Genomic DNA, 12,069 nt, shown 5'->3' on the forward strand with positions numbered 1-12,069 from the left:
GAGGATAATTTGGGTAATGGCTTTATTTTCATTCAAAAAAAAGAAACCACCGGCACCACCGGTTATCGGACTTACACTTTCAGGCGGAGGAATGCGTGGGATTGCTCATATCGCCGTACTGAAAGCTTTGGAAGAATACAATCTGAAACCACACATTATTTCAGGAACCAGCGCAGGATCCATCATTGGTGCTTTTTATTCTTTTGGAAAAACGCCGGAAGAGATGATGGAAATTGTCAAGCAAACTTCTTTTTTTTCCAGGTCATCTTTAAAATTATCCAAAAACGGAATCTTCAGTTCCAATTTTATTTTAAAACTGTTCAAAGATTATTTCCCTGAAGACAATTTCGGTATTTTAAAAATTCCGGTGTATGTAGCTGCCACGGAAATGACGCATGGCATCGTAGACTTCTTTTCTGAAGGAGAGCTTTTTGGACCATTACTGGCTTCCTCAAGCGTTCCTTTTATTCTTCCACCGGTAAGAATTGGTGAGAAAATTTATGTAGACGGCGGTGTTCTGGATAACCTTCCCATTGAGCCTATCATGGATAAATGTAATTTTCTGATTGCCTCTCATGTCAATTCCATCAGCTATGATGAGTTAAGCAAGATGAGCCTGATGAAAGAATTCGACAGAATCCTTCACTTAGCGATCGCAAAGTCGGTCTATTCTAAAGCAAAATACTGCAATATTTTTCTTGATCCGCCCAAAATGACGAAATATAGTCTTTTCAACAAAAGATATATGGATGAAATGTTTCAGCAAGTGTATGATTATACCTGCCAGGAGCTTGAAGAAAAGGGGTTTCGTAAAAGTATCTAGAAGTTAATCAGAAAAATTTACAGGTTTTTGCCTCTATAAACCTTCCTCTTTTACTTTTTCTTTGAAGTTGACGATCGTTCCCGCTAAAGAATCTAAAGATTTCCCTCCGGCTGCATTAATATGCCCGCCACCATTGAAATATTTTCTTGAGAATTGGTTCACATCCACATCATCTTTACTTCTGAAAGAAATTTTAACGAAGTCTTCGTACAGATCTTCCATAAAGAATGCTGACATTTTCACTCCGGCAATACTCAAACCATAATTCACAAAACCTTCCGTATCTCCTTTCTGAAAACCAAATTCTTTCAGTTCATTTCTGGTAAGGCTTAACACAGCCACTGTTCCGTCATTCACTACTTCTATTCTTCCAAGAACTAAAGCAAGCAAATGCAGACGGGAAACCGTATTGGTATCCCATGTATTGGAAGTGATCATGGCAGGATCTGCACCATGTTCGATAAGATTAGCGATAATTCTGTGGGTAGTAGCACTGGTAGAACGAAAACGGAAACCTCCTGTATCCGTCATGATTCCGGTATAAAGACATTCTGCCATATCCTGATTCACCAGCTTTTCATCCTCCATTGCTTCAATGAAATGATAAATCATTTGTGAAGTGGCAGGAATTACTGTATCAGAATACACAAAATCAAATTGTTCCGGCTGCTGGTGATGATCAATAAGAATTTTCTTCCCCGGAGCTTTTACCAACCAGTCTCCCAATAATCCGATTCTTGACGGAGAATTAAAATCCAGACAGAAAATAACATCTGCTCCCGCAATCATATCAGCAGCCAGTTTTCTTTTATATTCTGCAATAATAACTTTTTTAGATTCCGGCATCCATTTCAGAAATTTCGGAAAATCATTAGGTACGATAACCTCTGCATGAATTCCTTTTGCTTTCAGATAATGTTTTAATCCCAAGCTTGAACCAATAGCATCTCCATCCGGGTTATAATGGGTAAGGATCACTATTCTGCTATCCTGGGTAAGTAATGTATTAATATCTAAAAGTTCTGCTGGTGTAAACATCCGGTGTTTATTTTTCGTTAAAATTAAAGTTTTCAAAGATAGAGCTTTTATATAAATCATTTAAATATTATTTTTGTACCGGAAAAATGGTTTTGTGATGAGGGTTTGTTAACACCCGACCAAAAAACATTACATTTAATTTTAAAAAAAGATAATTAAAGTTTGTAACTTATAAAAATTTATATATCTTTGCAACCTGAAAATTAATAGATTAATTACGATTTAAACATATAGTAATGAGTAAAAGAACATTCCAGCCATCAGAAAGAAAGAGAAGAAACAAACACGGTTTCAGAGAAAGAATGTCTACGCCAAATGGAAGAAGAGTTTTGGCTGCGAGAAGAGCTAAAGGCAGAAAGAGATTAACTGTAAGTGCTGCACGCGCTAAGAGATAATTTCTAATTATCATATACAAAACATGCTTGAGAAGTTCCTTTTCAGGCATTTTTTGTTGTTAAAATTTACTAAAATTAGAGTCAAATAGACTTCTTTTTTCTATTTTTAAAGATTGAAATTTTTTTGTTAGAAAACAGCCTTTAAAATTAAATTATGCCACATACAAATATCGCCGGAGACAATATTATAAGTTTACAAAATGCAAAGATTGCGCAAAAAAACTTTACTGTACTTTCTGATGTAAATCTTAATATAAAGAAAGGTAGATTCTGCTACCTTATCGGAAAAACAGGTTCCGGAAAAAGTTCCCTACTGAAAACGCTTTACGGACATATTCCATTAGCATCAGGACACGGAGCTGTTGTAGGATTTGATCTGGCAAAACTAAAGCCCTCTGACATCCCTAACTTAAGAAGAAAACTAGGTATCGTATTCCAGGATTTCCAGTTACTTTCAGACAGAACAGTTGAGAAAAACCTTAAGTTCGTTCTTGAAGCGACAGGATGGAATGACAAAGTAAAAATGGAAGACCGTATCAATGAGGTTTTAGGAAGTGTGAACATGAAAAGCAAGAAGCACAAAATGCCTCACGAACTTTCCGGAGGAGAACAGCAGCGTATTGCCATTGCGAGAGCTCTTCTTAACCATCCGGATCTTATTTTAGCCGATGAGCCAACAGGAAACCTTGACCCTGAGACTTCCAACGAAATTATGACGCTATTAAAGCAGGTTGCCCTTGAAAATGGAGCTGCTGTAGTAATGGCAACACATGATTACCACATGATTCAGAACTTCCCTGGTGAAGCCATCAGATGTGAAGACGGAAAAGTTTCTGTATTGGATACTTCAGAATTATTCGAATAAGAATAAAAAAATAAGAAGGTCAGAAATAACTAACTTCTCTATTTAAAAACATGAAACTCTTTGGTGAGTTCAAGATATTGGTCCGAGTATTGTCTCGGACTTTTTTCTATAATAAAATCAGACTCATTAACTTCTTTTACTTGTGATGAAAACTCCAGAATCAATCTTTTTGCCTTTGCATTTTCAATTCCTCTAATATTCACTTTTCTGTTCAGATGCAGTTTATTTTCCTTACCGATTGAAATAAAAACTTCCCCTGCTTCCACAGGTATGATTACAGAAAACATCCCTTTTTCTGACAATAATTCTGCCGCCTTACTGATCAACTGCATGAAGTTCAATTCTACGGTCTGACGTGCAACCTTATCTTTTTCAGATCCTGATTCTTCAAAATACGGAGGATTGGACACAATAAGATCAAAACGATCTTCCGTTTCAAAAGTTTTAAAGTCCTGATGACTGTTTTTCAACCGGGCATGAAAAGGAGAATTTTCAAAATTGAGCTGGGTAAGCTTGGCAGCATCATCATTAATATCCAACCCTAAAAATTCCGCCTGCAGATTTCTTTGTGCCAGCATAAGAGAAATTAGTCCTGTGCCTGTTCCTACTTCCAAAACACTGGAAGCATTTTCAACATCTGCCAAAGCACCAAGCAGAACACCGTCTGTTCCTACACGGAAGACGTCTTTAGACTGCTGAATTTGAAATTGTTTAAATGTAAAAGGCTTCACTATAAATTGGTAGGCAGTGTAATAATGAATGTAGACCCCTTCCCTACTTCTGATTTCACGGAGATCTCACCTTTATAATCCTCTATCATTTTTCTCACCATGGATAAGCCAAGCCCCATCCCACTGCTTTTAGATGTAAAATTCGGTTCAAAAATTCTTTCGTACATATTTTCAGGAATCCCGACTCCGTTATCCTGAACAGAGATAATCACCCTTCTTTGATGCTGCTCCACATCTACATTGATAATGAGTTTTCTCTGATCACTCTCTGCCTGTTTTGCATTGGTAACAAGGTTTGTAATGATTCTGGAAAGATAAATTCTGTCCATATTGATCATTATATTCGTCTTATTGGCATGCATGAAAATACTGTCATCATTGAATACACGTAGAATATCTTCAACTTCCGTATTCAGATTGATCACTTCATTATTTTTTTCAGGAAGTTTGGCAAATTCTGAGAATGCTGAGGCTACTGTAGCAATCAGGTCAATCTGATCAACAATAGTTTTACTCATTTGCTTTACCCTTTCTCTGATATTCGGGTCTTCAGGATCAAATTTTCTTTCAAAATTCTGAATGGTCAGCTTCATTGGCGTCAGCGGATTTTTCACCTCATGAGCCACCTGCTTGGCCATTTCTCTCCACGCTTCTTCGGATGCTTTAAATCTAAGTCTTTCTTTCTGGTCCTGAATCTGTAGAATCATTCTGTTATAAGCTCTTGCCAAAGCATTAAGCTCATCATTCTTATAATATCTGATAGGGCGCATTTCATTTTCAAACAAAGTAATACGGGTAATCATATCAGAGAATTTCGTAATGGTTTTGGCAAGACTATTAGACGTAACCCAGCTAATCCATATACTAAAAAGGATAAGAAATATATCGACTAAAAGAATATACTTTACGTACTGGTGCAGAACCTCCAGATAAGCAGATTCATTATGATATAAAGGGATATAAACAATTCCGATAGGTTCAAGTTCATTATTTTTCAGCAAAAGGTAGGAAGAAGTCAATTTTGCATCCTTAGCTGCATCATAATTCACCATATCTACCCTTGCATCGGTAGACAGAATCTTATTGATGATTTCTATAGGAATTGTTTTCTGCTCCACCAATCCTTCATCTTTGTTGGAAAGCAAATAGTTTCCTTTCAGATCATAAATAAAAATGTCATGCTGGTTGATATCCGCTATTTCAAAGATTTTATTCCCTAAAACTTCCGGAAGATCTTTTGTTTCAATAAGTTTCTGGCTTACCGCATAGTCCAGATATCGCATGACAGCATTGGTTTTATCCTGCATATCGATATTACTCTGCTGTAAAGAATGATTTCTCAATACAAAGTAAGGAACAAGTGATGTAGCAACAACACTTAAAAAACATACCAGCAAGAAACCGAAAAACACCCGGTTTCTTAAGCTATATCCTTTATACTTATTTATTGACATTCTACTTTTTAATTAACCTAGCAATATACTTACCAATGATATCAAATTCCAGGTTTACTTTGTCACCAATTTTCAAATGTTTCATATTTGTGAATTCCCAGGTGTAAGGAATAATGGCTACGGAAAACTGAGCATCTTCGCTTTTAGCAACAGTAAGACTGATTCCGTTTACGGTAATTGATCCCTGAGGTACCGTTACAAAACTTCCGTCATTATCATACTTCATGGTAATAAAATAGCTTCCGTCTTTATTTTCGATACTCACCACTTCACCGGTTTTATCAACATGCCCCTGAACAATGTGACCATCCAGTCTTCCATCCATTTTCATACAGCGTTCAAGGTTGACAACGGTTCCCAATTCCCATTTTCCAAGGTTGGTTTTTTCCAATGTTTCATTGATTGCCGTCACCACATAATGATTGTCTTTTATTTCAACAACTGTAAGACAACAGCCGTTGTGAGCAAGGCTCTGATCAATTTTCAGTTCATTTGTAAAAGGGCAAGTCAGGGTAAAATCTATATTGCTTCCTTTTTCTTCAATCTTCTCAATAACACCAACTGCTTCAATAATTCCTGTGAACATATTATTTTTTGCTAAATTTGTAAATTATAATCTTCAAAGATAATCAAAATGAGCCCAAAAAACCATAAAGTACGAGTAGGAATTTCAATCGGTGATTTCAATGGCATCGGCCCGGAGATCATTATGAAGTCTCTGAAAGACAAAACTATTACAGATTTTTTCACTCCTGTAATTTTTGGTTCGGGAAAATTATTCACTTATCAGAAAAATATTTTTAAGCTGAATCTTAATTTCAACTACGTTAACGAACCTTCACAGGCACAGGCTGGGAAACTTAATATGGTTAACCTTACCAAAGAAAACGTGAATGTCGAATTGGGAGTTCCTACTGAAGATTCTACGAAAATGGCGATTGATTCTTTAGAAGCAGCTACTGAAGCTTTGACGAAAGGAGATATTGACGTATTGGTAACTGCTCCGATCAACAAAGATGAAATGGTAAAAATGGGATTCAAACATGCGGGACATACAGGGTATTTTGAAGAGAAATTCAATAAAAAAGGATTAATGTTCCTTGTTACTGAAGATCTTAAAGTAGCTGTTTCCACGCATCATATTCCTATTGCACAGGTAGCTGAAAATATTTCCAAGGAAAAAATAAAGAAACAGATCCGAGTTTTAAACCAGACGCTGATAGAAGATTTCTGTATTCAAAAGCCTAAAATTGCAGTGCTGGGATTAAATCCTCACGCAGGAGACGGAGGTGTAATCGGAAACGAAGAAATTGAAATCATAAGCCCGGCTATTAAAGAACTTTCTGACAATGGAATACTGGCATTCGGGCCTTTCCCGGCAGACAGCTTTTTCCAGCCGAGTAAATACAAAAATTTCGATGCTGTTTTGGCGATGTATCATGACCAGGGACTGGCTCCTTTCAAAACATTAGCCTATGAGGAAGGAGTAAATTATACTGCGGGACTTCCTTTTATCAGAACATCTCCCGATCACGGAGTTGCTTACGATATTGCAGGAAAAAACGTGGCCGATGAGCAGAGTTTTACAGAAGCAATCTTCACAGCGATCAAGGTTTTCAAGAACAGAAGTGAATACAGTGAACTGATGAATGACCGCCTTCAGCCTAGAAAAATGGCTGTAGACAATGGAATAGATGAAGATCTACCGGAGGAAACTGAAGCATAAATCTTTAAAACAAATTTTAAATTAATTTGTTTCAGATTTTATTTGTTATTATAAAAAAAATGCATATTTTTGCACACTCATTTTATGGACAAGTTAAGAAACTATGACGTAAGCTTTTCCGGACTTAAAAACGGAAAACACGAGTTCAAGTTTGAGATAGATAAAACGTTCTTTCAATTATTTGACACTGAGCAGGAATTTACAAATCCTAGAATAGAAGTGAATGTATCACTTGATAAACACACTACTTTTTTAGAATTTGAGATTAAAATTAATGGATGGGTTGAGTTGGTTTGTGATATCACAAATGAAAATTTCGACTATCCTATTGAGAATGAAATCAAAATTCTGGTGAATTTCGGGGAAGAATATGATGACAGCAATGAAGATGTTATTACTATTCCTACTGCAGAGCATGCTTTCAATGTAGCACATTTGATTTACGAAAATGTAATGCTTTCTATTCCGATGAAAAAGATTTCACCGAATGTAAGTGATGAAGATCTTAAAATTCTTGACCAGTTCAGTCCTAAAGATATTGAGGTAACTGAAGAAGAAGAACATGAAAGTGACCCTAGATGGGATGCTTTAAGAAAATTAAAAGACAATAATTAAATAGAATAATTTAAATATGATGAGATGATGAATCTCATCGCTCATCAATTAAAAAAGTTATTAGAAAATGGCACATCCAAAGAGAAGACAGTCGTCTACAAGAAGAGATAAGAGAAGAACTCACTACAAAGCTGTAGTTCCTCAATTAGCTAAAGATGCAACAACAGGAGAGCTTCACCTATACCACAGAGCTCACTGGCATGAAGGAAAATTATACTACAGAGGTAAAGTAGTATTGGAAAAAGAAGTAGCTGCTACTGAAGAAAACTAAGAGTCGCTTTTCGCTGAAAAAGCCTCATTTTAATACAAAAACCGCCCAATTTTGATAAAATTTGGCGGTTTTTTGTTGTTTTTTACGTTTTTTTGGTATCTTTGGCATCAAATCAAATATCAAATTTATGGACATTAAAGACATACAAAATCTTATCAAGTTTGTATCTAAGGCTGAAGTATCAGAAGTGAAGTACAAAACTAAAGATTTCGAAATCACTATTAAAACTCCATTAGCTGGAAGCGATGCTGTTTATGCACAACCTGCAGTATACCACACTGCTCCACAAGCGGTAGCTGCTCCGGCACCTGTTGCAACTCCGGCCGCTCCTGTTGCTGAAAAAGCTGAAGCTGCATCTGATGACAGCAAATATGTAACAATCAAATCTCCAATGATTGGTACTTTCTATAGAAAACCATCTCCTGATAAAGATGTATTCGTAAATGTAGGTGACGAAGTTTCTGTTGGTAAAGTAGTTTGTGTTATTGAGGCAATGAAACTATTCAACCAGATTGAATCTGAAATCAGCGGAAAAATTGTTAAAATTTTAGTGGATGACGCTACTCCTGTAGAGTATGACCAACCTTTATTCTTAGTAGATCCATCTTAATTTAGAAGTTAGATGTTAGACATTAGATGTTAGATTAAATTCTACATTAAAATAACATTATCTAATTTTCAAATTATCTAATTTTCAAATTGAAGAAGATGTTCAAAAAAATATTAATAGCCAATCGAGGCGAAATTGCAATGCGTATTTTACGTACTTGTAAAGAAATGGGGATCAAAACCGTTGCGGTATACTCTACTGCTGATAAAGACAGTCTTCACGTAAGATTTGCTGATGAAGCAGTATGTATTGGCCCTGCAATGAGTAAAGACTCATATCTTAAAATCCCTAACATTATTGCTGCTGCGGAAATTACCAATGCTGATGCGATTCACCCAGGTTACGGATTCTTATCTGAAAATGCTAATTTCTCAAGAATCTGCCAGAAGAACGGTATCAAATTTATTGGTGCTTCTCCTGAACAGATTGAAAAAATGGGAGACAAAGCAAATGCTAAGGCTACCATGAAAGCAGCAGGTGTACCATGTGTACCAGGTTCTGACGGATTGATCGAATCTTACGAACACGCTGTAAAAGTAGCTGAAGAAACAGGTTACCCTGTCATGATCAAAGCTACTGCTGGTGGTGGAGGTAAAGGAATGAGAGCTGTTTGGAAAGCTGAAGACCTTAAAGATCACTGGGAATCTGCTATTCAGGAAGCTGTAGCTGCCTTTGGAAACGGAGGTATGTATATGGAAAAACTGATTGAAGAGCCTAGACACATCGAAATTCAGGTTGCGGGTGACCAATTCGGTAAAGCGTGCCACCTTTCTGAAAGAGACTGTTCTGTACAGAGAAGAAATCAGAAATTAACTGAAGAAACACCTTCTCCTTTCATGACAGACGAACTTCGTGAGAAAATGGGAGAAGCTGCCGTAAAAGCTGCTGAATTCATTGGATATGAAGGTGTAGGAACTATCGAATTCCTTGTAGACAAACACAGAAATTTCTATTTCATGGAAATGAATACAAGAATCCAGGTAGAGCACCCTATCACTGAGCAGGTAATTGATTATGACCTGATCAGAGAACAAATTCTTCTTGCTGCAGGAACTCCTATTTCAGGAATTAACTATTATCCTAAATTACATTCAATCGAATGTAGAATCAACGCAGAAGACCCTTACGCAGACTTCAGACCGTCTCCGGGAAAAATCACAGGATTAAATATCCCTGGAGGACACGGAATCAGAGTAGACACTCACGTTTATTCCGGATATACAATCCCTTCTAACTATGACTCTATGATTGCCAAGCTTATCACTACGGCTCAGACCCGTGAAGAAGCTATTGCAAAAATGAGACGTGCTCTTGAAGAATTCTATATTGAAGGAGTAAAAACAACTATTCCTTTCCACAGACAGCTGATGGATAATGAAGATTATCTTTCAGGAAACTATACTACAAAATTCATGGAAGATTTTGTAATGGATAGAAAATACGATAATCACTAAAAAGAATTATCATTCATATAAAAAGAAGGCGTCCGAAAAGGCGCCTTCTTCAGTTTTATACTCTATTTCGTTCTAATAAAGCAGGAAAAGTTATTTTTGTAGTATCAATTAAAACCGACATAGGAGCGATGACATCAGCAATACAGGAGAAATTAGCAGAGACACTTCAGATTTCTATGGAGCGTGCGAAGGAATTTTTGGATATTTGCTATATCGTAACTTATGATAAAAACAAAATGATAGTACCTAAAAATGGAGTATTTGATCGTTTAGGACTCATTTTAAATGGCGCCGTCCGGATTTATTACATCAACGAGAAAGGCGAGGATATCAGCTATCTTTTGCAGGTGAATAATGATGTAATTGGTGATTACGCAAGCTATATTACCGGAAAAAAATCAATGGCAATTATACAGGCTCTTCTAAAAACTGAAGTTTTATATTTTGATAAAAAAGATGTTGAGATTTTAATTCAGAAAGATATTTTCTGGCTTGGGCTGGCAAAACGCATATCGGATCTAGCTTTTCTGGATGCAAAACAAAGGCTTGACGAACTGTTTTTTTATACACCGGAAGAACGCTATATCAATCTTTTGAAAAAGTCACCCGAAATCTTGAACAAAATTCCACAGAAATATATTTCGTCATATTTAGGAATTACGCCACAATCGTTGAGCAGAATCCGGAAAAGAATTTGCTAATTTCAGAAAATTAACTTAAGTGAACGTTTTTGGTTTTTTCAGCCCTTAATTTTGCCTCATAATATAAATGCAATCACAATGAAAATAGCAATTATCGGTGGCGGAATTGGTGGTTTGACAACAGCTTTAGCCTTACAAAAAAATAATCTGGACGTTACCGTTTACGAAAGTGCACCCGAAATAAAACCTGTGGGCGCCGGAATCATTATGGCTAATAATGCCATGCAGATTTTTGACAAACTAAGCATTCGCCACAAAATCGAAATGGCAGGTCATAAAATTTCAACTATTAACATTACTGATCCACAGCTCAAAACCATATCGGACGTACAACTGAATACATTCGAAAGTAAATATGGAGTAAGCAACACTGCCATCCATCGTGCTGATTTACAGAATATTATAACTAAAGAAATTGGTTTTAAAAACATTGAACTTTCTAAACGTTTATCCAAAATCGAACAGGAAAACGGTTATCAACTCACTTTTGAAGACGGAACTATCGCTAATGCAGATGCTGTTATTGGAGCAGATGGAATTAAATCAGTAGTACGTCATCAAATTTTAAATATTGGAAAACTCAGATCTTCCAAGCAAAAATGCTGGCGTGGCGTCATCGAATCTGATTGGACAGAAAAATATAATCACCATGCTTATGAAGCCTGGGGAAAAGGCAGACGCTTCGGCTTCGTGAAAATTAGTGATCACAAAGTTTACTGGTACGCCGTGGTTAACGAGCACCTGGTCAAAAATCCCAATAATCTTGCTGAGCTTTTTGCTGAATTTAATCCCGAAATTCCAAGAATGATTTCCGTAACACCGCAAGAAAAAATATTTGTTAGTGACATTATCGATTTGGAACCGATTTATCAATGGCAAAAAGACCGTGTTTGCCTGATTGGCGATGCAGCCCATGCAACGACTCCTAATATGGGACAAGGTGCCTGCCAGGCCGTTGAAGATGCATATATCCTCGGAAAACTTTTTGGTGAAGGGAAAAACGTGGATGAAGTCTTCACTCAATACGAAAAACTGCGTATGAAAAAAGCGCATTACATTGTTAACACAAGCTCAGCCATCGGTAAAATTTCACACTATGAGAACAGTCTGGCGGTTTGGCTCCGTAATACTTTACTAAAGGCAACACCTGGCTCTGTTAACGAAAAACAAATGGAAAAAGTTTTTGATATTTCGTACCAGAACAATTTATAAGATAAACCCTAATCAAAAGCTACTTAGGGAACAGCATTTAAAAATTATAGTCCTGATGGAACAGCAAATCAATATCGGAATAATTAATTCTCAGTATAAATTTCTTATTCTTAAAGATAGAATACCTGCAACTGTTATCCGTTAAGAAAATATTTTCCATTAGAGGATTCATTT

The 12,069-nt window shown here is 36.4% G+C and carries 14 protein-coding genes; 10 read left to right on the forward strand and 4 right to left on the reverse strand.

Going from position 1 to position 12,069, the window contains the following annotated elements:
• Positions 1 to 16: 16 nt before the first annotated feature.
• Positions 17 to 823 carry a patatin-like phospholipase family protein gene (locus PZ898_RS12660; protein WP_120232707.1) on the forward strand — a complete coding sequence of 269 codons (807 nt, stop codon included), beginning with the start codon at positions 17 to 19 and terminating at the stop codon, positions 821 to 823.
• A 33-nt stretch (positions 824 to 856) separates the two neighbouring features.
• Here PZ898_RS12660 and PZ898_RS12665 read toward each other — a convergent pair whose 3' ends face one another.
• Positions 857 to 1,861, reverse strand: a complete 1,005-nt coding sequence (locus PZ898_RS12665; RefSeq protein ID WP_062675916.1) for a bifunctional oligoribonuclease/PAP phosphatase NrnA — start codon at positions 1,859 to 1,861, stop codon at positions 857 to 859.
• 236 nt (positions 1,862 to 2,097) lie between these two features.
• On the opposite strand from PZ898_RS12665, the gene rpmH reads away from it, so the two are divergent.
• Both rpmH and PZ898_RS12675 read left to right on the forward strand, forming a co-directional pair.
• Positions 2,098 to 2,256: a 50S ribosomal protein L34 gene (gene rpmH / locus PZ898_RS12670; RefSeq protein WP_002976260.1), complete on the forward strand. Its 159-nt coding sequence runs from the start codon at positions 2,098 to 2,100 to the stop codon at positions 2,254 to 2,256.
• 154 nt (positions 2,257 to 2,410) lie between these two features.
• Positions 2,411 to 3,121 carry an ATP-binding cassette domain-containing protein gene (locus tag PZ898_RS12675; protein ID WP_062675736.1) on the forward strand — a complete coding sequence of 237 codons (711 nt, stop codon included), beginning with the start codon at positions 2,411 to 2,413 and terminating at the stop codon, positions 3,119 to 3,121.
• A gap of 38 nt (positions 3,122 to 3,159) precedes the next feature.
• On the opposite strand, the gene PZ898_RS12680 is transcribed toward PZ898_RS12675, so the two are convergent.
• The 3 genes from PZ898_RS12680 to PZ898_RS12690 are packed head-to-tail and all read right to left on the reverse strand — an operon-like array spanning position 3,160 to position 5,892.
• Positions 3,160 to 3,852: a methyltransferase gene (locus tag PZ898_RS12680; protein WP_277693477.1), complete on the reverse strand. Its 693-nt coding sequence runs from the start codon at positions 3,850 to 3,852 to the stop codon at positions 3,160 to 3,162.
• Positions 3,852 to 5,306, reverse strand: coding sequence for a HAMP domain-containing sensor histidine kinase (locus PZ898_RS12685; protein ID WP_062675734.1), 1,455 nt, complete (start codon positions 5,304 to 5,306; stop codon positions 3,852 to 3,854). The genes PZ898_RS12680 and PZ898_RS12685 overlap by 1 nt, the downstream gene beginning before the upstream one ends.
• 1 nt (position 5,307) lies before the next feature.
• Positions 5,308 to 5,892 (reverse strand): riboflavin synthase, encoded by a 585-nt coding sequence (locus PZ898_RS12690; protein ID WP_002976256.1) that lies wholly within the window; start codon positions 5,890 to 5,892, stop codon positions 5,308 to 5,310.
• 48 nt (positions 5,893 to 5,940) lie between these two features.
• Between PZ898_RS12690 and pdxA the strand changes: the two genes are divergently transcribed.
• The 7 genes from pdxA to PZ898_RS12725 all read left to right on the forward strand — a co-directional run bounded on the left by pdxA (position 5,941) and on the right by PZ898_RS12725 (position 11,895).
• Positions 5,941 to 7,032, forward strand: a complete 1,092-nt coding sequence (gene pdxA / locus PZ898_RS12695) for a 4-hydroxythreonine-4-phosphate dehydrogenase PdxA (RefSeq protein ID WP_277693478.1) — start codon at positions 5,941 to 5,943, stop codon at positions 7,030 to 7,032.
• 84 nt (positions 7,033 to 7,116) lie between these two features.
• On the forward strand, positions 7,117 to 7,647 hold the full coding sequence (locus PZ898_RS12700) for a DUF177 domain-containing protein (RefSeq protein ID WP_062675731.1): 531 nt from the start codon (positions 7,117 to 7,119) through the stop codon (positions 7,645 to 7,647).
• A gap of 67 nt (positions 7,648 to 7,714) precedes the next feature.
• A complete protein-coding gene (gene rpmF / locus PZ898_RS12705) occupies positions 7,715 to 7,918 on the forward strand; it encodes a 50S ribosomal protein L32 (protein WP_002976251.1) in 204 nt (67 codons plus the stop codon).
• 127 nt (positions 7,919 to 8,045) lie between these two features.
• The gene (gene accB, locus PZ898_RS12710) at positions 8,046 to 8,528 is read left to right on the forward strand and encodes an acetyl-CoA carboxylase biotin carboxyl carrier protein (protein ID WP_034692974.1); all 483 of its coding nucleotides are present in this window, start codon (positions 8,046 to 8,048) and stop codon (positions 8,526 to 8,528) included.
• Positions 8,529 to 8,626: 98 nt separating this feature from the next.
• Positions 8,627 to 9,982 carry an acetyl-CoA carboxylase biotin carboxylase subunit gene (gene accC / locus PZ898_RS12715; protein ID WP_062675730.1) on the forward strand — a complete coding sequence of 452 codons (1,356 nt, stop codon included), beginning with the start codon at positions 8,627 to 8,629 and terminating at the stop codon, positions 9,980 to 9,982.
• A gap of 128 nt (positions 9,983 to 10,110) precedes the next feature.
• On the forward strand, positions 10,111 to 10,683 hold the full coding sequence (locus tag PZ898_RS12720; RefSeq protein ID WP_228432415.1) for a Crp/Fnr family transcriptional regulator: 573 nt from the start codon (positions 10,111 to 10,113) through the stop codon (positions 10,681 to 10,683).
• A 78-nt stretch (positions 10,684 to 10,761) separates the two neighbouring features.
• The gene (locus tag PZ898_RS12725; RefSeq protein WP_277693479.1) at positions 10,762 to 11,895 is read left to right on the forward strand and encodes an FAD-dependent oxidoreductase; all 1,134 of its coding nucleotides are present in this window, start codon (positions 10,762 to 10,764) and stop codon (positions 11,893 to 11,895) included.
• Positions 11,896 to 12,069: the final 174 nt, after the last annotated feature.

Origin of the sequence: Chryseobacterium sp. WX (assembly GCF_029542485.1) — a bacterium.
Classification (GTDB): Bacteria; Bacteroidota; Bacteroidia; order Flavobacteriales; family Weeksellaceae; genus Chryseobacterium; species Chryseobacterium cucumeris.

Coding starts and splice junctions, on each gene's coding strand:
- PZ898_RS12660 (WP_120232707.1), top strand. CDS start 17: ATGGCTTTATTTTCATTCAAAAAAAAGAAACCACCGGCACCACCGGTT.
- PZ898_RS12665 (WP_062675916.1), bottom strand. CDS start 1,861: ATGTTTACACCAGCAGAACTTTTAGATATTAATACATTACTTACCCAG.
- rpmH (WP_002976260.1), top strand. CDS start 2,098: ATGAGTAAAAGAACATTCCAGCCATCAGAAAGAAAGAGAAGAAACAAA.
- PZ898_RS12675 (WP_062675736.1), top strand. CDS start 2,411: ATGCCACATACAAATATCGCCGGAGACAATATTATAAGTTTACAAAAT.
- PZ898_RS12685 (WP_062675734.1), bottom strand. CDS start 5,306: ATGTCAATAAATAAGTATAAAGGATATAGCTTAAGAAACCGGGTGTTT.
- PZ898_RS12690 (WP_002976256.1), bottom strand. CDS start 5,892: ATGTTCACAGGAATTATTGAAGCAGTTGGTGTTATTGAGAAGATTGAA.
- pdxA (WP_277693478.1), top strand. CDS start 5,941: ATGAGCCCAAAAAACCATAAAGTACGAGTAGGAATTTCAATCGGTGAT.
- PZ898_RS12700 (WP_062675731.1), top strand. CDS start 7,117: ATGGACAAGTTAAGAAACTATGACGTAAGCTTTTCCGGACTTAAAAAC.
- rpmF (WP_002976251.1), top strand. CDS start 7,715: ATGGCACATCCAAAGAGAAGACAGTCGTCTACAAGAAGAGATAAGAGA.
- accB (WP_034692974.1), top strand. CDS start 8,046: ATGGACATTAAAGACATACAAAATCTTATCAAGTTTGTATCTAAGGCT.
- accC (WP_062675730.1), top strand. CDS start 8,627: ATGTTCAAAAAAATATTAATAGCCAATCGAGGCGAAATTGCAATGCGT.
- PZ898_RS12720 (WP_228432415.1), top strand. CDS start 10,111: ATGACATCAGCAATACAGGAGAAATTAGCAGAGACACTTCAGATTTCT.
- PZ898_RS12725 (WP_277693479.1), top strand. CDS start 10,762: ATGAAAATAGCAATTATCGGTGGCGGAATTGGTGGTTTGACAACAGCT.